Consider the following 19,661-nt stretch of genomic DNA (forward strand, 5'->3'; position numbering starts at 1 on the left):
GCGCGCCGGCGCGGCGCCCCGCCCCGCGGCCCCCCCTGCCTCCCCCCCGGGGGGGGGGCGCGCCCCCCCCCCCCCCCCCCGACTGGTGGGCGAAGGCCGTGACCAGCACCGTGTGGGCCAGGATCACGATCCAGCGGGTGCCGTTGAGGAGCAGCGGCGGCCGGGAGAAGGCCACCAGGACGGCGAGGCCGACCACCACCGAGGGCACGGCGAGCGGCAGCACGAACAGCGCGTCGAGCGCCCGGCGGCCCTTGCCGCGCAGGGAGGCGGCGGCGAGCGCGGCCCAGGTGCCGAGGGTGAGCGCGAGGAGGCTCGCGGCGGCGGCGGTGACGAGGCTGGTCGTCAGGGCCTGGAGGGACTCGCCGCGGACGGCCGCCGTGTAGTGCTCGGCGGTCGGGCCGGAGGGGAAGGCGCCGGACCAGTGGGTGGAGAAGGACGCGGCGACGATGACGAGGAGGGGGACGGCGAAGAGCGGCGTGAAGAGGACCGCGAAGACGAGCCAGGAGGCCCACCGTCCGGAACGGCTATGCACCAGCACGGCGGCTCACCCCCCGGTAGACCGCGTAGAGACCGACCGAGATCGCGACGTTGACGACGGCGACCACGCAGGCGGCGGCGTAGTCGGATTCGAGGATGGCCTTGGAGTAGACGAGCATCGGGAGGGTGGTGACGCCCTTGGCGCCGGTGAACAGGACGATGCCGAACTCGTTGAGGCACATGACGAGGACGAGGCTGCCGCCGGCCGCGAGGGCGGGCAGCGCCTCGGGGAGGATCACCCGCCGCACGATCCGGGCGGGCCGGGCGCCGAGCGAGGACGCCACCTCCAGCTGCGCGGTGTCCAGCTGGGAGAAGGCGGCGAGCAGCGGCCGCATCACGAAGGGCGTGAAGTAGGTGATCTCGGCGAGCAGGACGCCCCACGGGGTGGTGAGGAAGTGGAACGGTCCTTCGGCGGCGCCGGTGACGCCGGTCCACATCCCGTTGGCCATGCCGACCGTGCCGTACACGAAGAGCAGGGCGAGGGTGATGAGGAAGGAGGGGAAGGAGAGGAAGACGTCGATGAACCGGGAGACCGCCTTCGCCCCGGGGAACGGCACGAAGGCGACGATCAGCGCGAGGACGAAGCCGAGGACGAGGCAGCCGACGGTGGCGCCGACCGCGAGCCACACGGTGGTGACCAGCGCGTCCCGGAAGGAGGCGGAGGAGAACACCTCGGCGTACGCGCCGGGCGCCAGCGACTCCTGGACGACGAGCCCGAGCGGGTAGAGGAAGACGAGCCCGAGGACGGCGACGGGCGGCAGAGCCCAGACCCAGGTGGGGACGGTACGGCCGCGGGCCGGGCGGCCCGCCGTGACGACGGGCCGCGCGGCGGTCTGGGCGCTAGCCATCGTGCACCCCCGCCGCCAGCAGCACCGCGTCCTCCGGCGCGAAGTGCAGCGTGATCTCCTGGCCCAGCGGCGGCGTGTCCCGCAGCTCCCGCACGTCCGCCTTCACGCGGTGCCCGCCGACGTCCACGTACAGCCGGTGGGTGGCGCCCCGCCACTGGACCTCGGCGATCCGGCCGCGCAGCGCGTTGGGCCCGTCGCCGAGGCCGATGAGGTGGGGGCGGACGCAGAGGGTGGCGGTGGCGCCGGGCGCCGCGTCGCCGGCCGGGACCTTCAGCGCGGTGCCGGCGAAGTCGACGCCGTCGGCGCCGACCCGGACCGGCAGCAGGTTGGCGTTGCCGACGAAGGAGGCGGTGAACGCGGTGCGGGGGCGCCGGTACAGCTCCTGCGGGGTGCCGCAGTCCTGCAGCCGGGCCCGGTCCATGACGGCGATCCGGTCGGCGAGGGTGAGCGCCTCGACCTGGTCGTGGGTGACGTACAGGACGGAGACGTCGGGGAGTTCGCGGTGGAGCCGGGCCAGCTCGGCGAGCATCCCGGAGCGGAGCTGGGCGTCGAGCGCGGAGAGCGGTTCGTCGAGGAGGAGGACGTCGGGGCGGATGGCGAGGGCGCGGGCGATGGCGACGCGCTGCTGCTGTCCGCCGGAGAGTTCCCGCGGGTGGCGCCTGGCGTAGGCGCCCATGCCGGTCATCTCCAGGGCCTCGGCGACCCGGGCGGGGATCTCGGCCTTGGGGTGCTTGCGCGCCTTCAGGCCGAAGGCCACGTTCTCGTCGACGCGCAGGTGCGGGAAGAGGGCGTACTGCTGGACGACCATGCCGATGCCGCGCTTGTACGGCGGGAGGTCGGTGACGTCCCGGTCGCCGATGTGCACGCGGCCGGCGGACGGCCGGACGAAGCCGGCGACGGTGCGCAGGGCGGTGGTCTTGCCGGAGCCGGAGGGCCCGAGGAGGGCCATCACCTCGCCGGGTTCGACGGTGAGGGTGAGCCCGTCGAGGACGGTGGTGTCCCCGTAGGCGACGGAGACGCCGTCGAAGCGGATGCCGCTGGTCACGACTCGTACTCCCGTATCGCGGCGGGGAGTTCGGCGACGGAGCCGAGGACGTGGGTGGCGCCGTGCGCGGTGAGGGCGGGCTGGTCGTGGGCGCCGGTGAGGACGCCGGCGACGATCCCGGCGCCGGCCCGGACGCCGCTGAGCACGTCGTACGAGGTGTCGCCGGCGACGACCGCCCGCCGGACGTCGGCGACGGCCCCGGTGCGCAGGAGGGCGGTGAGGACCATGTCCGGGTACGGGCGGCCGCGGCCGCCGGCGTCGGCCGGGCAGAGGGTGAGGTCGGCGAGGTCCCGCCAGCCGAGCGCGTCGAGGATGGCGTCCTGGGTGACCCGGGCGAAGCCGGTGGTGAGGACGACGGTGCGGCCCTGGTCCCTCAGCTCGGCGATCGCCTCGGCCGCGCCGGGGACCGGGGCGACGAGGCCCTCGGAGACCAGGGTGCCGTACGCCTCCTCGAAGGCGAGGTTGGCCTCCTGGGCGCGGGTCTCGTCGCCGCCGAGGAGGTGGCGGAAGACGGAGATCTTGGACTCGCCCATGGTGGCGCGGACGTGGTCGATCATCGTGGCCGGGTCCTCGCCGAGGCGTTCGGCGGCGGCCGTGAAGGCCCGCTCGACGAGGCCGCCGTCGGCGACGGTGGTGCCGGCCATGTCGAGGACGATCAGGTTCATCTCGGTCATCTGCTGCTTCACCAGCCCAGTTCGTTCGCGGTCGTCTCGGCGATGGCGGGCGAGCAGGTCATGCCGCGGCCGCCGGGTCCGGTCACCAGCCAGACCCCGTCCCGGACCCGCTGCCGGTGGACGACCCGGGTGGTGTCCACGCACTGCGCGTACACGCCGGCCCAGCGGCGGCGGATCGCCGGCAGCGGGCGGCCGAGCAGCGACTCGACGACGCGGACCAGGTGCTCGTAGGGGTCCTCGACGGTGTCGAAGGCGAAGGGGTGCTCGTACTCGTGGGTGTCGCCGATGGTCAGTCCGCCGTCGAGGCGCTGCACCATGAGCAGCTGCATCTTGTGGGCGGCGGCGGTGGGGTCCTGCGCCTGGCCGGCGTTGAGGGCCTCCAGAGCGCCCGACGTGTAGGCCGGGTAGTAGCGGAAGGAGTCGGCGTCGGCGACGGAGGTCGTCAGCGGCTCGCCGAGGGGGGCGGTCTGCATCATCTGGAGGCGGACGCGGCGGACCGGGACCGGTCCGGCGACCTCGCGGACCAGGCCGGAGAGCCAGGCACCGGTGCACAGGACGACGGCGTCGCCGCTGTGCAGGTCGCCGTGGTCGTCGCGGACCGCGTGCTCGCCGACGACCTCGCGGACCTCGCGGTTCGGGAGGAAGGTGTAGCGGCCGGTGGCGAGGAGTGCCTCGCGGAGGGCGAGCTGCGCGGTGCGCGGCTCGACGGCGGCGTCCCGCTCGCACCACAGGGCTGCGTCGAAGGCGCCGCGCAGGGCCGGGTTGACCGCCCGGGCCTCGTCGGGGGTGAGCAGCTTGTAGCCGCGGGCGGGGGCGTCCTCGCGGGCGACGGCCGCCTCGGCGACGGCCAGCTCCAGCTCGCCCCGGACGGGGGTGAGGGAGCCGATCGGCCGGAAGCCGAGGCCGGGGACGCGGGCGCCGATGCCCTCCCACAGTTCGCGGGCGCGCAGGGCGGTGTCGAGTTCCTCGCCGCCCGCGCGGCCGCTGACCCAGATCTGGCCGAAGTTCCTCAGGGAGGCTCCGCGCGCCTCGGCCTCGCGCTCGATGTGTACGACCTCGTGGCCGCGTTCCACTGCCTGCCAGGCGTGCATGGTGCCCACCACGCCGGCTCCTACGACGATCACCTTCATGCCGTCCACGCTCGGGGCGGCGGGTGACCCGGGACGGTCGCGCGGACGACGGGACGGTGAACGGCCCGACAAGCTTGGACTAGACCCGTTATCTTCTCGTGATGTGCGGGGGTGGTGCGGTCGGGGTTCCGGTCAGTCCTCCTGGCGGCCGAGGTGGGCGGTGAAGGAGAACCGGTCGCCGCGGTAGAGGGTGCGGACCCGCTCCAGCGGCCGCCCCTGCTCGTCGCGGGAGACGCGGTGCAGCAGCAGCATCGGCAGGGCCGGCGGGGTGCCGATGAGCAGCGCCTCGCGGGGGGTGGCGAGCACGGTCTCGATCCGCTCGTCGGCGTCGCCGAAGGTGATGCCGAGCCGGTCGCGGAGGTAGCCGTAGAAGGAGGAGTCGGGGTCGAAGTCGCTGTCGAGGCGCGGGACCCGGGCCTCGGAGACGTACGTGCTCTCCAGGCCGACCCGCTCGTCGTCGGCGAGCAGCACCCGCTCCATGTGCCAGACGGGCGCGCCGGGTTCGACGCCGACCTCGGGGGCGAGCGCGTCGGGGCAGGGGAAGCGGTCGAGGGAGACGATGCTGCGGCCGGGGCGGCGGCCCTGGCGGCGGACGCCCTCGGTGTAGCTGGCGAGCGAGAGCGGCTGTTCGAGCTTGGGTCCGGCGACGACCGTGCCCCGCCCCCGCCGGCGCAGCCTCCCCTCCAGGAGGAGTTCGCGCAGGGCCTGCCGGACGGTCTCCCGGGAGACCTCGTAGCGGACGGCGAGGTCGCGCTCGGTGGGCAGCGCGCCCCCCTCCCCCAACTCGTCGACGAGGACGGCGAGTCGCGCCTTCACGGCGTAGTACTTGGGCACCCGGCCGTGCTCCGGGACACCGGAACGGACGGGGGCGCCGGGGGCGCTGGGGGCGCTCGGGGTGTGGTGCTGGTTCATCCGGGGATCGTCGCAGACGGGGGTGAACGGGAGGGTGTACGGCGGGTGTCCCGCCGGTTCGGGGCGAGTGGGTGGTGTCCCCGCCGGCTTCAGGGGCGCGGTCCGCCGCCGAGGCGCCGGGCGGCGCGGGTGAGGAGGCCGCCGGCGAGGGCGAGGGCTGCCGCCCAGGGGGCGAGGCGGGTGGCGTCCTCCGGTCCCGTGTGGGCGAGTTCGGGGCGGGGGTGGGGGGCGGCGGTGCCGGGGCGGCGGCCGGCGGGGGGTGGTGGCGTGGACCCGTCGGGCGAGGGGGTGGGGGCGGCGGTGGGCGCGGGGGGCTCGGCGGGGGCCGGGGGGTCGTCGGCCGGGTCGGGCGGGCCGATCGTGAGGCGGTAGTCGTCGGAGCGGCCGACCCAGTCGCCGTCGGCGCCCCGGCGCTGGACGAGCGCGGCGTTGACGACGACCTCCTCCGGTACCGCGTCCGCCCGGAAGGCCATCCGGACCGGCACGGTGACGGCCCGTCGGGCGGGCACGGCGAAACCGCCGAAGCCGGTGAACGCGCCCACGCTCTCGGCCTCCTCCGTCGCCTCGAAGGCGACCGGCCGCCAGCGCTCGGCCGCCGCGTCGTAGAACTCCAGCCGGATCTGCTCGGGCCGCAGCACCCGCTCCTCGTCGGCCAGGACCAGCACCGGATGCACCCCCGTGCAGGGACTGCCGGTGGTGTTCCGCACCTCCAGCTCCCAGGCCCGGAAGGCCCCTCCGGCGGGATAGTCGGTGGGCCCGCCGTGGATCCGCGTGTCGAGCGGGAACCCGGCGTCGGCGGCGGCGCCGCAGGCGGGTGCCGGCGCGGGGGCGGCCCCGGCGGAGGCGGGTGGCAGGGTCAGCGTCAGGGTGACGGCCACGGCGGCGAGGGCGGGGGCGCTGCGCAGGGGCCGGGGGGCGGGTGCCATGTGCGGGTGCCTTTGTGCTCGCGGACGTACGGATCGCCCGCGACGCTGCCACACGGTCCGCCCCGCGCCGGGCGGCGACACCCCCGGGGACCCCGGCCGGGCCACCGGATCCGCCCGATCAGCCTATGGTCCGACGGTCCGATGAACGCGCGGCCGTGGGAGGGGCCTCCGGTTTCGGCGCCAGACCGAAGACCGGGGCCAGGACGAGCTGGGCCGCGCCCAGCGCCACGGCGTGCGGGGCGGTCGCCACCTCGACCGGGGTCGGCAGGCGGAGCCCCGCCAGCACGGCGGCCACCCCCTCGGCGAAGACCCCGGGCGCCGCGAGGACCACCCGGCCGCCGAGCAGGACCCGGTCGATGTCGAGGAGCCGGACCAGGTTCGCCGCGCCGGTGCCGAGGATCCGCGCGGCCTCGGGCAGCTCCCCCCTGGCCACCGCCGCGAGGCAGAGCACCTCCAGGCAGCCGCGCGCGCCGCAGTCGCAGGCCGGCCCGTCGAGCTGGACCGTCTGGTGGCCGAGTTCGCCCGCGCCCGTCCGCTCGCCGCGCAGCGGGGCGCCGCCGACGACGAGGCCCGCGCCCAGACCCGTACCGAGGTGGACGTAGGCGAAGGAGCGGGGCGCGCCGGGGCGCACGGCGAGGCCGAGGGCGGCGGCGTTGGTGTCCTTGTCGAGGGTGACCGGCAGCCCGAGGCGCGCGGCCAGCTCGTCCCGCACCGGGAAGCCGTCCCACACCGGCGCCCCCGTCACCCGCCCCGGCACGCCCCGCCGGTGGTCCAGCGGGCCGGGCATGGCGAGCCCGACGCCGAGGACGGGGGCGGGGACGGAACGGGGGGCCGCCTTCGCCTCCGCGCCCGTCGCCGTCTCCGCGCCCGCCTCGGTTTCCGCGCCCGCCGCCGTCAGCAGCGCCCGTACCTCCTCCGTCAGGGTCGCGAGGACCGGATCCGGGCCGGCGGCCAGGGTCAGGGGGTGGTGGCGGACGGCGACGGGGGCGCCGGTGAGGTCCGTGAGGGCGAGGGTCAGGCCGTCGCGGTCGAGGTGGGCGCCGACGGCGTACGCGGCGCCGGGGACGAGCCGCAGGACGGTACGCGGCTTGCCGCCGGTCGAGGCGCGGCGGCCGGCCTCCGCCGCCAGGCCCTCGGCGCGCAGCCGGGCGGTGATCTTGCTGACGGCCTGCGGGGTGAGGCCGGTGCGGGCGGCCAGTTCGAGGCGGCTGATGCCCTCCTCCCCCGCCGTGCGCAGCAGGTCGAGCACGAGCGCCGCGTTGTGGCCGCGCAGCGCCGTCAGGTTGGCTCCGGCCCCGGGGTCTCTCGTCATCACCGTCACCGGCCCATTCTGCCCCCTGCTTGCACTTCGGCAACAGCGTTGCTTAAGTGCTGTCCATGACCCCCCTCACCACCCCCGCCCCCCTCCGCGTCGGCCTCGTCGGCTACGGCCTCGCGGGCTCCGTCTTCCACGCCCCGCTGATCGCCGCCTCCCCCGACCTGACGCTCACCGCCGTCACCACCGGGAACCCCGAGCGCGCCGCCGAGGCGCGGGCCGCCCACCCCGGCGTCCAGGTGCTCGCCCGCCCGGAGGACCTCTGGGCCGACGGGGGCCCGGAGCTCGACCTGGTCGTGGTCGCCTCCCCCAACAAGACGCACGTCCCGATCACCGAGGCCGCCCTGGAGGCGGGGCTGCCGGTCGTCGTCGACAAGCCGCTCGCGGCGACCGCCGCCGAGGCGCGCGGCCTCGCCGCGCTGGCCGAGGAGCGCGGGCTGCTGCTGTCCGTCTTCCAGAACCGGCGCTGGGACAGCGACTTCCTCACCCTCCGCCGCCTCCTCGACGAGGGCGAGCTCGGCGAGGTCCAGCGCTTCGAGTCCCGCTTCGAGCGGTGGCGGCCGCGCCTGAAGGGCGGCTGGCGCGAGTCCGGCGCCGCCGAGGAGATCGGCGGGCTCCTGTACGACCTCGGCAGCCACGTCGTCGACCAGGCGCTGGTCCTCTTCGGCCCCGCCGTCTCCGTCTACGCCGAGTCGGACGTGCGCCGCCCGGGCGCCGAGGCCGACGACGACACCTTCGTGGCGATCACCCACGCGAACGGCGTCCGCTCCCACCTGTACGTGAGCGCCACCGCCGCCCAGCTCGGGCCCCGGTTCCGGGTGCTCGGGCAGCGCGCCGGCTTCGTGACGTACGGGCTCGACCCGCAGGAGGCGGCGCTCCGCGAGGGGCTGCGGCCCGGCCCCGGCACGGCCTGGGGCGTGGAGCCCGAGGCGCTGTGGGGCCGGCTCGGCGCCGGGGAGTCCCCGCTGACCGGCGGCGGGACCCCGGTCGAGTCGGTGCCGGGGGACTACCCGGCGTACTACGCGGCCGTCGCCGCCGCCGTGCGCGGCACCGGCCCGAACCCGGTCACCGCGCGCGAGGCCGCCGCCGCCCTGGACGTCCTGGAGGCGGCGCGGCGGTCGGCCCGCGAGGGCGTGACCGTCAGGCTGACCCCGGCGACCGACGGCGCCGACGGCTGACGGCGACGAGCACGCCGCCGCCGAGCGCGAGGCCGGCCGCCGTCACGCCCATGACGACCTTCCCGGTGCCGGCGCCGGTCTCGGGCAGTTCGCCGCCGCCGCCCGGGCCGCCGCCGTGGTGGCCGCCTGCGCTCCCGCCGGCGCTTCCGCCGGTGTCGTCGCCGTAGCCGCCGTCGGAGCCGCCCCCGTTGTCGGAGCCGCCGTTGTCGGAGCCGCCGTCGTCACCTCCCGAGTCGCCTCCCGAGTCGCCGCCGCTGGAGAGCCCGCCGTCGGCGGAGTCGGTCGGGCTGGGGGTGGGCTCGGTGGGGGTCGGCGTCGGCTCGGTGGGCGTCGGCTCCGTCGGGGTCGGCTCGGTGGGAGTCGGCTCGGTGGGAGTCGGCTCGGTGGGGGTCGGCTCGGTGGGGGTCGGGGTCGGCTCGGTCGGCGTCGGAGTGGTGTCCGTCGGGGTCGGCGTCGGGGTGGTCGGCGTCGGCGTCGGGGTGTCCTCGTCGCAGGACGGCAGGTCGCCGTTGAACGGGTAGTTGTGGATCTCCTGGCCGCCGCCCCGGCCCGGCTCGGACGCGTGGGTCAGGTTGCCGGTGGTGAAGAACCGGCCGTTCATGCCCGGCATGGTGATGGTCGCGGTGCTGGCCTGGTTGCCGATCAGGACGCTGCCCGCGAACTGCGCGGTGCCCTCGAACGTGACCCGGGTCGCGTCGGGGAAGTTCCACAGCAGCCGGTCGCGGAGCCCCGGCAGGCCGCCGATGTAGGTGTCGACGGTCCGTTCGCCGCCGAGGACGTTGACGAGGACGGTCGCGTTCGCGGGGATGTTCTCGAAGCGGATGCCCTGCTGCCCGCCGCTCGCCGATTCGAGGTCGAAGTCGACGGTGAAGACCTGGAGCGCGGAGGTGCCGTCGCCGGTGAAGAGGGTCTCGGAGCCCTTGTTGACCGCCGTGCCGGTGGGGGTGCGGGAGGCCCCCCTCACGTACGCGTAACACTGGCTGGCGGCGGTGAGTTCGCCGCGCAGGGCGGTGTACGGGGCGACGGCGGCGGCGTCCTTGACGGGCGCCGGGATCACGGTGCCGGTGACGGAGCCCGCGTACAGCGTCTTCCCGGTGACGGACCCCTCCTCGGTGAGGAGGCGCTGCCCGGGGGCGACGGTGATGTTCTTGCCGACGCTGAGGAAGGCGGTGCCGTTGTCGGGCACCACGCGCGAACCGACACCGGCGACGCCGACGTTGTAGACCGCCGAGACGCCCGCGCGCTTGGCCTGGTCGAAGCCGCCGAGGACGACGACCTTGCCCTCGGCCTCGGCGGCGGCCTCGCGGACGAGGAAGTCGCCGCCGACGAAGACGTTGACGGCGTTGTCCCGCCAGATCACGCCGCCGTTGTTGATGTCGGGGTACGTGGGCGGGCACTTGCCCGGCTTGCAGGGGCCGAGCCCGCCGGGCAGCGGATCGGCGGCGCCGGTGGCGGCGAGGCCGCCGACGAGGGCGCCGGCGGAGAGGACCGCCGTCGCGGCGGAGAGGGCGAGGCGGGCTCTGCGGCGGGGGACGCGTTCGGTGTTCACAGGTTCCATGTGCCGCAATATGCATAAAAAGGGATGAAAAGAGCGGCACCCCACGCGGGGTGCCGCCATTTTCGGCCGGGTCGTGCGACGGACGGGTCAGGCGCTCTTGAGTTCCTGGCGCTGGCGGCCCAGGCCCTCGATCTCCAGCTCGACGACGTCGCCGGGGCGGAGGTAGGGCTTCGGGTCGGGCTGCCCCATGGCGACGCCGGCGGGCGTGCCGGTGTTGATGACGTCGCCCGGGTAGAGGGTCATGAAGCGGCTCACGTACCGGACGACCTCGGCGACCGGGAAGATCTGGTCGGAGGTGTGGCCCTCCTGCTTCAGCTCGCCGTTCACCCACAGGCGCAGGGTGAGGTCCTGCGGGTCGGGCACCTCGTCGGCGGTGACCAGCCAGGGGCCGAGCGGGTTGAAGGTCTCGCAGTTCTTGCCCTTGTCCCAGGTGCCGCCGCGCTCGATCTGGAACTCGCGCTCCGAGACGTCGTGCGCGAGCGCGTACCCGGCGACGTGCGCCAGCGCCTCCTCGTCGGTCTCCAGGTAGCGGGCGGTCCGGCCGATGACGATCGCCAGCTCGACCTCCCAGTCCGTCTTCACCGAGCCGCGCGGCACGAGCACGGTGTCGTCCGGGCCGACGACGGTGTCGGCGGCCTTGAGGAAGACGACCGGCTCGGCCGGGGTGGCCTGGCCGGTCTCGGCGGCGTGGCCGTGGTAGTTCAGCCCGATGCACACGACCTTGCCGATCCGGCCGACCGGCGGGCCGACCCGCAGCCCGGTGGCGTCGCCGGAACCGCCGTACGCGGGCAGTACCCCGGCCTCGGCGGCAGCGCGGATCCGGTCGAGGGTGGCGGTGTCCGAGAGCAGCCGTCCGTCGACGTCGTTGGTGAAGGAGGACAGGTCGCGGAGGGTCCCGTCCCCGTCGAGGAGGGCGGGGCGCTCGGCGCCCGGCGGGCCGACTCGCAGCAGCTTCATGGTCTTCTCCCTGTGGTCGAGGTGGGCCCGGGGGGAGGCCCTTCGGTGCCCCGGCCGATGGAGTGCGGCCATCGGAGGATCGTCCGATCCTCCAAGACTCCCGTTCAGCCCGCAAGACCCCGTTCAGCCTGCGGACCCTTACGCGCGAGTAGCGACGCGGGGCGGCAGCGGCCGCCGCATGAGCAGCGCCCGCTCCACGACGGACCAGGCGGCGCTGGTCACCAGGTAGAGCCCGACCGCCAGCGGCACCACGGCGGCGGTCACGAGCGTCCCGAAGGAGAGCAGCGGCAGCACCCGCCCCAGGGCCGCGGGCCCGCCCCCGCCGGGCGCCGCCGCCATCTCCCGCCGGGTCCGCAGGTACTGGTACGCGGCCACGGCGAGGGTCGCCGCGAAGAGCGCGAGGTACACCAGCCCGGCCGGCCCGAAGGGCCCGCCGTCGCCGAGGGCGTCGGCCCACCGCGCGTCCAGCGGGGCGGCGAGGAGGCTGTGCCCGGCCATCCGGTCGCCGGAGGAGAAGAGGGAGTACAGCAGGAGGAAGGCGGGCACCTGGAGCAGGCTCGGCAGGATCCCGGCGAACGGCGAGACCTTCTCCTCGGCGTGCAGCTCCAGGATCGCCCGCTGGAGCCGCTCCGGCCGCTTCCTGTGCTTCTCCCGGAGCGCGGCGACCCGGGGCGCGAGCCGGACCCGGGCCTGCTGGCCTCGGACGGAGGCGCGAGAGAGGGGGTGGACGGCGAGCCGGACGAGGGCGGTGAAGAGGACGACGGCGGCGGCGGTCGAGGCGCCGCCGAAGGCGGGCTGGAGGAGCGCGGCGAGGCGCCCGACGAGGTCGGAGAAGGCGTCGAGGACGGGGGACGGGAAGACGGACAAGGGAACCCTCCGGGGTTCGTCGTGCCGGGGATGGTGGGTCTCGGCATGACGGACCGCGCGAAGGGGTGCGCTCGCGCGACGCGAGGACCCCTACGCGGCCGTCGGGAGGGAACGCCCGGGCGCCCGGGGCCGGGGGCGCCCGGCGGCGTCGGGGTCGCGCTGCGGGAGGAAGGCCGTGCGGCGGGCCCGGTCGCGCAGCGCGGTGCGTATGAGCGTGGACGGCGCGGCCGGAGCCGTACGGACGCCGACCAGGCCGCAGACCACGGCGGAGACGGCGACGACCACGGCCGCGCCGACGGAGCCGTCGGTGAGGACGAGCCCCGCGAAGGCGATCACGAGGAGGACCGGGAGGAGGACGAGGGGCGCGACGCGCCGCACGACGGGAAGGAGACCGAGGGGCGCGACTCGCCGCAGGACCAGACTCCCGCTCATCACGCCCCCCGTTCCCCGAACTTCACTGTCCGTCGGGTAGGACGAACGGCTGTACGGGAGAGTTCCCGGGCGGTCGTACGGAAGAGATGCCGGGTTTCAGAGAGCCGTCGGGTCCAGCGGCGTGAGCAGCCGGCGCGGTGCGAGGAGCGCGCGGGCGACGGGGTCGGCGGGGTCGGGGTCGAGTCCGTCGCCGGGCCGCATCTCGATGTCGGCGGGCATGACGAGGACGCGGCAGGCCGGGCACGCGCCGCCGCGGTCCAGCTCGGTGCCGCAGTCGGCGTGGTGGAACCGGCGCAGCGGCAGGGTGCCGGGGATCTCGTTCCTCCCCCAGGCGCCGAGGGCCCACAGGACGGGCCAGAGGGCGAGGCCGCGCTCGGTGAGGACGTACTCGTCGCGGGGCGGGGAGTCCTGGTAGCGGCGGCGGTCGAGGACACCGGCGTCGACGAGGGCCTGGAGCCGGCCGGCCAGGACGGCGCGGGGCGCGCCGAGGTGGGCGAGGAAGTCGCTGTAGCGGCGGACGCCGTAGAAGGCGTCGCGCACCACGAGGAGGGTCCAGCGCTCCCCGACGACCTCCAGGGCGCGGGCGATGGAGCACTGCTGCTGGGCGTAGTCCTTGCCGAGGGCCATGCCCACCAGCGTACCGAAGAGGGTTCATTCAACGAACCAAGGCGGGTAGGGTGTGGGCTCCCGAGTGGGTTCAATCACCGAACCTACCGAATTCGCTCTCGATCGGGTGGAGGCCCCCGTGCGCACGACCCGTTCCCTGCCCCCGGACACCGCCGCCCCGGCCCGCTCCCCCGGCCCGGCCACCCTCGCCGTCACCGGCATCGCCACCGCCCTCGCGCTCATGAACTACACGGCGCCGATGCTGACCCTGCCGGCGACGGCGGAGGCGTTCGGGACGCCGTCCTCGGCGCAGGCGTGGCTGCTCAACGGCACCCCGCTGGGCCTGGCCGCGCTGCTCCTGGTGGCGGGCGCGCTGGCCGACGCGCACGGCCGGCGCCGGGTCTTCCTGCTCGGCACGCTGGCCCTCGGCGTCACGACGGCGCTCGGCGCCCTCGCCGGCTCGACGGCGCTCTTCACGGCGGCCCGGATCGCGCAGGGCGCGGCGAGCGCGGCCGTCCTCGCGGGCAGCCTGGGCCTGCTCGCCGACGCGTACCCCTCGGGCCGCGACCGGATCCGGGCCACGGGCATCTGGGGCGCGTCGGTCAGCGGCGGAATCGCCCTGGGCCCGCTCCTCGCGGGCACGCTCAGCCTGCTGGACTGGCGCCTGGCGTACGCGGCGCTGGGCACGGCGACCGTACTGACGGCGGCGGTCGGGGTCCGTACGCTCCCCGGCGGCCCCCGCTCGGCAGGCACCGGCACCCGCCCCGACTCGGCAGGCACCGGAACCAGCACCCACCCCGACCCGGCACGCTCCGGCTCCCGCCCCGACCTCGCCGGCGCGACGACGCTCGCCCTCGCGATGGCGGCGCTGCTGACGGCCCTGACGCTGGGCCGGGACGGCTGGCTGCGCCCGGCGATCGGCCTGCTCCTCCTCGCGGCGGTGGCGCTGACCGCCCTGTTCCTGCTGGTGGAGCGCCGCGCGGCGCAGCCGATGATCGACCTGGGGCTGCTGCGGAGGCCGGAGTTCCGGGTGGCGGCGCTGGGGGCGCTCTTCACCGGACTGGCGGTGATCGGCCTGTTCAGCGTGGTCCCGGCGCTGCTCCAGCGCGGGGCGGGAATGGCGCCGCTGGCGACGGCCTGGCTCTTCGTCCTCTGGTCGGGCACGTCGTTCGTGGTCGCGCTCCAGGCCCGCCGGCTCGCGGGCCGGATCTCGGCCCCGCACCAACTGGCCGTCGGCTTCGTCCTGTCGGCGGCTGGCGTGCTCGCCCTCCTCGGCGCCCTCGACTCCCCCGCCCTCCCCTGGCCGCGCCTGATCGCCGGCCTGGTGGTGGCGGGCGCGGGCAGCGGCCTGCTGAACGCCGCGCTCCCCCGCCTCGCCGTCGACTCCGTCCCCCCGGAGCGGGCGGCGATGGGCTCCGGCGCGAACAACACGGCCCGGTACATCGGTTCGGCGGCCGGCGTGGCCCTGATGCTCGCCCTCTCGGCGGCGGGCCCCGACGCGGCCGTGACGGCCGCCGCCGCCCTCGCCCTGGCGGGCGCGGCACTCACCGTCGCAGGGTCGCCCAGACGACGAGCCGGTAGCGGGAGGTGAACTCGGGCGTGCAGGTGGTGAGGGTGAGGTACGAGCCCGCCCGGGAGTACCCGTACGAGGGCTTGACGATCGACCGGGGCACCGGCTGGATGACGCCGGTGTCGCGCGGCGAGGTGACCGGCAGGATCTGGTCGACGCGATAGGTGTACGTCCCCTCCCGCGTCCGCAGCGAGATCTCGTCGCCCTTCCGCAGCCGGTTGACGTACCGGAACGGCTCGCCGTGCGTGTTCCGGTGCCCGGCGAGCGCGACGTTCCCCGGCCGGCCGGGCGCGGCGGTGCCCGGGTAGTGCCCGACGTAGCCCTTGTCGAGCACCTTGCTCTTGGAGATCCCCTGGGCGACGGGCACGGTGAGCCCGATCCGGGGGATGCGGAGCACGGCGAAGGTCTCGCCGGAGGGGGGAGGGGAGGCGGTGGCCGGGGCGGGCCCCCTGGGAGGCGAAGCCGAAGTGGAAGCGGAGGGCGAGGCGGAAGCCGAAGCCGAAGCCGTCACGGCAGGGGAGGGGGCAGGGGAGACCGGGCCCGACGACTCGACGACCACCGGAAGAGGAGAGATGTCCCACTCCCGCTCCAGCTGGCGCACCTGCTCCCCGGCCTCGGCGCGGGCCTGCTGGTTGGTCCACCACAGCTGGTGGACGACCAGCAGCAGGATGAGAACACCGCAGGTGACGACGGTCTCGGCGGCGCACCAGAGCAGGCGGGCGAGTCCACGGCGCCCCGAGCGCGCCTGGACGACGACCGGCACCCTCTCCCGCCCCCTGTCCCGCACGCCCGGCACGATAAGCGCTGCGGCGCCAACTCTCCAGGGCCGTACAGCAGTACGGTGAAGGGCATGCGCCCCGACACGCCTGCAGCCCACACCGCCGAAGCCGACCGTCTGCTGCGCACCGCCGCGCAGTACCCCGGCGACCGGGAGCCCCTGCTGCTCCAGGCCGCGGCCCACCTGGAACTGGCCGACGACCGTCCGGGCGCGACGGCCCTCTACGACGACCTGCTGTCCGGCGACCCGGCGGCACCGCACCTGATCCGCGCGCTCAAGGCGGCGAACCTGTGGGAGTACGGCCACGAGGCCGAGGCGAGGGCCATCATCGACGGCGTACGCCGCTCCCGCCCGGCGGAGGCGCCCCCGTGGGAGATCGTGGCGGAGACGCTGGAGGCCCACGACGAACTGGAGGAGGCGGAGGCGACCCTCACGGAAGCGGCGACGCTCCTGGCGAAGACCCCGGAGGAACTCCCCCACCCCACCGTCTCCCTCCTCACCACCCGCCACCGCGTCCGCCGCATGCTGGCGAGGGACCACGACACGTGGGACACCCTGGCGGACCGCCTCCACCCCGGCTCGATCCCCCTGGACGAACTCCACGACCCGAAACGCCTCTGGTCCCTGGGCTCCTCCGACCCGGCGGAACTCCAGGCCGAGATCACCCGCCTCCGCGCAGAACTGGGCACCTACCGCACGGCCCTCTCCCGCCCCTTCCCGGTGGCGGTCCTCCACTGGCCGGAGCGGGAACTGACGGAACTCCTCACGTCCTACCCGGAGCTGGAAACGGAGTACCCCACCTACCGGGCCCACCTGACGGACATCGAAGCCTCCCTCCGAGAACTCGCCACGGCCGGCACCCCCAACCTCGGCATCGTCCGCGCCACGGTCCCCTCCTACGAAGCCTTCGCCGCCTCCGAAACCTCCTCCCCCGCCAACGCCGACCTCCTCCCCCAATACACCACCACCCTCGCAGCCCGAGCCCGAGCCCTCCCGTGGCCACCGCTGAGGACGGCCGCGTGCTGGTGCGGCGCGGAGCGGCCTTACGGGGAGTGCCACGGGGCGGAATGAGCCCCCGGCCCTCCGGCAGAATGCCTGTGTGTCCGAAGCCCTCCCTTCTTCCCCGGGCGTTTCGGCCCGCATGAGTCGGCAGCCGAGCAAGAACACGGCCGCCGAGCTTGCGGTCCGACGTCTGCTCCATGCGGCCGGCCTTCGCTATCGGGTCGAGTACCCCGTGCCGGGCATGCCCCGGCGCCGGCTCGACGTGGCCTTCACCTCGGTGAAGGTGGCCGTACTGATCGACGGCTGCTTCTGGCACGGCTGCCCGGAACACGCCACGCATCCGAAGGCGAACGCGGAGTGGTGGCGGCAGAAGCTCGACCGCAACATGGCCCGTGACAGGGAGACGACCGAGCACCTGGAGGCCCAGGGGTGGACCGTGCTGCGCTTCTGGGAGCACGTACCGCCGGACGAGGTCGCCGCGACGGTACGGGCGACCGTGGCGGAGAAGCGGCGAGCGGGGACCCGAGGAGCAGGGGAGCGGACGACGCCGGAGACGGGGGACCGGCACGATGACGCGTGACCCCCTCCGCTTCGTCGACGTCTGCTCCGGAGCGGGTGGCCTCGCCTCCGGTCTGGAGACCGCCGGCTTCGCGCCGACCCTGCTCCTCGACCACAAGCACCAGGTGTGCGAGACGATCCTCGCGAACCGGCCGCACTGGAACGTGGTCTGCGAGGACCTGGTCGATTTCCTGCCCGACGAGCACCCCGAGAGCCTCGACGTCGACCTCCTCTCCGCCGGTCTGCCGAGAGTGAAGGCATCGGCGGCGCGGGGGACCGACGACGCCGGAGCGCTGCGGCTGCTCGAGGCGACGGTGTACCTGCTGCACTCCGTCCAGCCTCGTGCCCTGCTGCTGGAGAACCTGCCCGCGTTGGTCGACTCCGCCGAGTACGCCGGTATCCGGTCGTTCATCGAGAAGGAGCTGACCCACCTCGGCTACGGATTCCGCTGGTTCGTTCTGAACGCCGCCGACCACGGCGTGCCACAGGAACGCCGATCGGGGATCCTGGTGGCACTCAAGGAGCCGTGGTTCGACGCATTCGTCCCACCGCGGCCGACGGTCGCCGAGCACATCCCCGTCGGACGGGCGCTGCTCCGGTCCATGAAGGCCCGGGGATGGCGTGACGCCGAGGCCTGGGCGGCCCAGGCCCTGGCGGTGGCGCCGACGCTGGTCGGCGGGTCCGAGAACCGGGGCGGGGCCGATCTCGGCCCGTCCGGCACGAAGCGGGCCTGGGCGCGGATGGGCGTGAACGCGGGAGCCCTGGCCGACGAGGTCCCCGGACCGGAGTACACGTGGCCGCGCCCGACCGATCCCGCCCTGATGGTGAAGCTCACGGTGGACCAGGCGGCCCTTCTCCAGTCCTTCCCCGCGGACTGGCACATCACCGGACGCAAGACGGCCCGGTACCGTCAGATCGGCCACGCCACTCCCCCACCGGTGGGCGCCGCGCTCGGAAGGTCGCTGGCCACCGCCCTGCGCTCTGTCCACAGGGTGTAGAGAGGCGTACGTCGAGCCCCGGCCCGCCGGCTAGAATTCGGACCCATGAGTCACATCGAAACGGACAGCTCCTCACCGGCGAGGTTCCGCATCCTCGACCTCTTCGCCGGTCCCGGCGGGCTCGATGTGGCAGCGGACGTCCTGGGGCACGAGGTGACCGGCATCGAGTGGGACGCCGGAGCATGCGCCACCCGCGCCAAGGCGGGGATGGACACGTTCAAGGGCGACGTGCGTGAGTACCGCGCCGCCTTCTTCCCCCACGCCCAGGTACTGACCGGTGGCCCCCCCTGCCAGACGTTCACCGTCGCCGGGCACGGCGCGGGCCGCAGGGCGCTGGATCAGGTGCTGCAGTACATCGACCGTCTGCACCGGGCGGTGCGCGAGACCGCAGACACTTCCGACGCGTCGGTCGCCTGGACACACGTCTTCCGGACCTGGCGGAAGATCCACGAGGAGCTCCGGCTCAAGGAGGTCGAGGCCCGGACCGTCAAGGCCGAGAAGAGGGCCGTGGAACAGTCCAGGACCCAACTGCGCAAGGCCATGCGGAAGCGGCTCGAGACGATGGGCAACTCGCCGGAGGAGGCGAAGGAGTTCCTGAAGGGCCTCGGGGATCCGCAGCCCTCCGACTGTCCCGACGACGAGGTCGCCCGCCTGCTGAAGGAGTTCGGCGAGCTGACCGGCCGGTTGGACAAGCTGAAGGACAAGCTCGAGGAATTGGGCGACGAACGGACAGGACTCGTTCTTCAGCCCCTGTGGTGGATCATCGAGCGGAGCAGGAGGCCCGGCTCGGTGCCCTTCCACGCCGTGATCCTGGAGCAGGTGCCGGCCGTGATGCCGGTGTGGAAGGCGTACACCGAGGTCCTCGGCACCCTCGGGTACCGCACCACCACGCAGCTGCTCCACACGGAGGCGTTCGGCGTTCCTCAGACCAGGCGGCGTGCGGTGCTGATGGCCCGCCGCGACGGTGCCGACCGCTCCCCCCTTCCTCCTGTGCAGCAGACGCACGAGCTGTACCACCGAGGAAGGACCCTCGCCGACACGCTGCCCGTGGAGGATGCCGGGGGCGAGGGCGACCGGCCCCGCGACAAGTGGATCTCCATGGAACAGGCACTGGCGAGCGCCGGCCGTTTCTCGGAGGACGTGCGCGCCCGGCCGCCGTTCACCGTCGTGTCCAACTACGGGACCGGCGGCAAGCCGGACGATCGGGGTCGCCGTGACCACGACACCCCCTCCGCCACGGTCACCGGGAAGGTCTCCCGGAACCGTCTCGTCCATCCGGGCACGGACAGGAACCTCGACGGCGGCCTCGCCCGTTTCAACAACGCCGAAGCCGGAGTGCTGCAGACCTTCCCCGCCGCCTACCCGTGGCACGGGAACGACATCTCGCAGCAGATCGGGAACGCGGTGCCTCCGCGGCTCGCCCTTCACGTACTGCGCCACGTGCTCGAACCCGACCTGGGCGAGAAGGAGGCCGCGGCCAGGCTGGACCAGTGCATCGAGAAGCTGATGGCCTGGAAGCCCCGGCGGACGGCGGAGCCGCGCGAGCAGGACGGTCTGGAGGGCCACCCGCTCACCGGCCGGTGACCCTCCCGCCCCTCACTCCTTGACGACTCGGCCCCGGACGGGCGCCGTCTCGAAGAGGTCGGCGAAATAGTTGGGGTGGGGGCCGCCCCCCCTGTTTGGCCCCCGGTGCCCGGCGGGGCCCGGCCGGCGGGGCGGGGCGGGGGGGCGGGGGCGGGGGGGGCGCCGCGGACACGAGGGCCCCCCCGC

19 protein-coding genes and 1 pseudogene are annotated in these 19,661 nt (G+C 74.9%); 6 read left to right on the forward strand and 14 right to left on the reverse strand.

Features of this window, described 5'->3' with window-relative positions:
• Nucleotides 1–78: 78 nt before the first annotated feature.
• From ACFW1I_RS11610 to ACFW1I_RS11645, 8 genes and pseudogenes are all read right to left on the reverse strand, one after another.
• Nucleotides 79–538: pseudogene (locus ACFW1I_RS11610) on the reverse strand (ABC transporter permease); the annotation flags it as partial.
• Nucleotides 525–1,385 (reverse strand): 2-aminoethylphosphonate ABC transporter permease subunit, encoded by an 861-nt coding sequence (locus ACFW1I_RS11615; protein WP_384668938.1) that lies wholly within the window; start codon nt 1,383–1,385, stop codon nt 525–527. The pseudogene ACFW1I_RS11610 and the gene ACFW1I_RS11615, both read right to left, overlap by 14 nt.
• Nucleotides 1,378–2,430 carry an ABC transporter ATP-binding protein gene (locus ACFW1I_RS11620; protein WP_384668939.1) on the reverse strand — a complete coding sequence of 351 codons (1,053 nt, stop codon included), beginning with the start codon at nt 2,428–2,430 and terminating at the stop codon, nt 1,378–1,380. Before ACFW1I_RS11620 ends, ACFW1I_RS11615 begins: the two co-directional genes overlap by 8 nt.
• On the reverse strand, nt 2,427–3,104 hold the full coding sequence (locus ACFW1I_RS11625) for a phosphonatase-like hydrolase (protein ID WP_384668941.1): 678 nt from the start codon (nt 3,102–3,104) through the stop codon (nt 2,427–2,429). The genes ACFW1I_RS11620 and ACFW1I_RS11625 overlap by 4 nt, the downstream gene beginning before the upstream one ends.
• A gap of 8 nt (nt 3,105–3,112) precedes the next feature.
• Nucleotides 3,113–4,234 (reverse strand): TIGR03364 family FAD-dependent oxidoreductase, encoded by a 1,122-nt coding sequence (locus ACFW1I_RS11630; RefSeq protein WP_384668942.1) that lies wholly within the window; start codon nt 4,232–4,234, stop codon nt 3,113–3,115.
• A 132-nt stretch (nt 4,235–4,366) separates the two neighbouring features.
• Nucleotides 4,367–5,146 carry a GntR family transcriptional regulator gene (locus ACFW1I_RS11635; protein WP_384668943.1) on the reverse strand — a complete coding sequence of 260 codons (780 nt, stop codon included), beginning with the start codon at nt 5,144–5,146 and terminating at the stop codon, nt 4,367–4,369.
• Nucleotides 5,147–5,235: 89 nt separating this feature from the next.
• A complete protein-coding gene (locus ACFW1I_RS11640) occupies nt 5,236–6,072 on the reverse strand; it encodes a hypothetical protein (protein WP_384668945.1) in 837 nt (278 codons plus the stop codon).
• Nucleotides 6,073–6,190: 118 nt separating this feature from the next.
• The gene (locus ACFW1I_RS11645; RefSeq protein WP_384669019.1) at nt 6,191–7,384 is read right to left on the reverse strand and encodes an ROK family protein; all 1,194 of its coding nucleotides are present in this window, start codon (nt 7,382–7,384) and stop codon (nt 6,191–6,193) included.
• A gap of 65 nt (nt 7,385–7,449) precedes the next feature.
• On the opposite strand from ACFW1I_RS11645, the gene ACFW1I_RS11650 reads away from it, so the two are divergent.
• Complete coding sequence (locus ACFW1I_RS11650; protein WP_384669020.1) at nt 7,450–8,565, forward strand: Gfo/Idh/MocA family oxidoreductase; 1,116 nt, start codon at nt 7,450–7,452, stop codon at nt 8,563–8,565.
• Here ACFW1I_RS11650 and ACFW1I_RS11655 read toward each other — a convergent pair.
• The 5 genes from ACFW1I_RS11655 to ACFW1I_RS11675 form a co-directional block, all read right to left on the reverse strand.
• Nucleotides 8,528–10,123, reverse strand: coding sequence for a choice-of-anchor A family protein (locus tag ACFW1I_RS11655; RefSeq protein ID WP_384668946.1), 1,596 nt, complete (start codon nt 10,121–10,123; stop codon nt 8,528–8,530). The genes ACFW1I_RS11650 and ACFW1I_RS11655 overlap by 38 nt on opposite strands.
• Before the next feature lie 87 nt (nt 10,124–10,210).
• On the reverse strand, nt 10,211–11,080 hold the full coding sequence (locus tag ACFW1I_RS11660) for a fumarylacetoacetate hydrolase family protein (RefSeq protein ID WP_384668947.1): 870 nt from the start codon (nt 11,078–11,080) through the stop codon (nt 10,211–10,213).
• Between the two features lie 138 nt (nt 11,081–11,218).
• Nucleotides 11,219–11,947 carry a YidC/Oxa1 family membrane protein insertase gene (locus ACFW1I_RS11665; RefSeq protein WP_384668949.1) on the reverse strand — a complete coding sequence of 243 codons (729 nt, stop codon included), beginning with the start codon at nt 11,945–11,947 and terminating at the stop codon, nt 11,219–11,221.
• 90 nt (nt 11,948–12,037) lie between these two features.
• Nucleotides 12,038–12,379: a DUF6412 domain-containing protein gene (locus tag ACFW1I_RS11670; RefSeq protein ID WP_384668950.1), complete on the reverse strand. Its 342-nt coding sequence runs from the start codon at nt 12,377–12,379 to the stop codon at nt 12,038–12,040.
• 96 nt (nt 12,380–12,475) lie between these two features.
• Entirely contained in the window at nt 12,476–13,006 is a 531-nt protein-coding gene (locus tag ACFW1I_RS11675) for a winged helix-turn-helix transcriptional regulator (protein ID WP_384668952.1), read from the reverse strand.
• A gap of 118 nt (nt 13,007–13,124) precedes the next feature.
• Here ACFW1I_RS11675 and ACFW1I_RS11680 point away from each other — a divergent pair, with 118 nt between their 5' ends.
• Nucleotides 13,125–14,576, forward strand: a complete 1,452-nt coding sequence (locus ACFW1I_RS11680; protein WP_384668954.1) for an MFS transporter — start codon at nt 13,125–13,127, stop codon at nt 14,574–14,576.
• On the opposite strand, the gene ACFW1I_RS11685 is transcribed toward ACFW1I_RS11680, so the two are convergent.
• Nucleotides 14,530–15,342: a class E sortase gene (locus tag ACFW1I_RS11685; RefSeq protein ID WP_384668956.1), complete on the reverse strand. Its 813-nt coding sequence runs from the start codon at nt 15,340–15,342 to the stop codon at nt 14,530–14,532. The genes ACFW1I_RS11680 and ACFW1I_RS11685 overlap by 47 nt on opposite strands.
• 63 nt (nt 15,343–15,405) lie before the next feature.
• Here ACFW1I_RS11685 and ACFW1I_RS11690 point away from each other — a divergent pair, with 63 nt between their 5' ends.
• The 4 genes from ACFW1I_RS11690 (at nt 15,406) to ACFW1I_RS11705 (ending at nt 19,475) form a co-directional block, all read left to right on the forward strand.
• A complete protein-coding gene (locus ACFW1I_RS11690; RefSeq protein WP_384668957.1) occupies nt 15,406–16,404 on the forward strand; it encodes an SEC-C metal-binding domain-containing protein in 999 nt (332 codons plus the stop codon).
• A 70-nt stretch (nt 16,405–16,474) separates the two neighbouring features.
• Nucleotides 16,475–16,915 carry a very short patch repair endonuclease gene (locus ACFW1I_RS11695; protein ID WP_384668958.1) on the forward strand — a complete coding sequence of 147 codons (441 nt, stop codon included), beginning with the start codon at nt 16,475–16,477 and terminating at the stop codon, nt 16,913–16,915.
• Entirely contained in the window at nt 16,905–17,891 is a 987-nt protein-coding gene (locus ACFW1I_RS11700; protein ID WP_384668959.1) for a DNA cytosine methyltransferase, read from the forward strand. Before ACFW1I_RS11695 ends, ACFW1I_RS11700 begins: the two co-directional genes overlap by 11 nt.
• Nucleotides 17,892–17,936: 45 nt before the next feature.
• Nucleotides 17,937–19,475, forward strand: a complete 1,539-nt coding sequence (locus tag ACFW1I_RS11705; RefSeq protein WP_384668960.1) for a DNA cytosine methyltransferase — start codon at nt 17,937–17,939, stop codon at nt 19,473–19,475.
• The last annotated feature ends 186 nt before the right edge of the window (nt 19,476–19,661 follow it).

It is taken from the genome of Streptomyces sp. NPDC058955 (genome assembly GCF_042741435.1).
GTDB lineage: Bacteria > Actinomycetota > Actinomycetes > Streptomycetales > Streptomycetaceae > Streptomyces.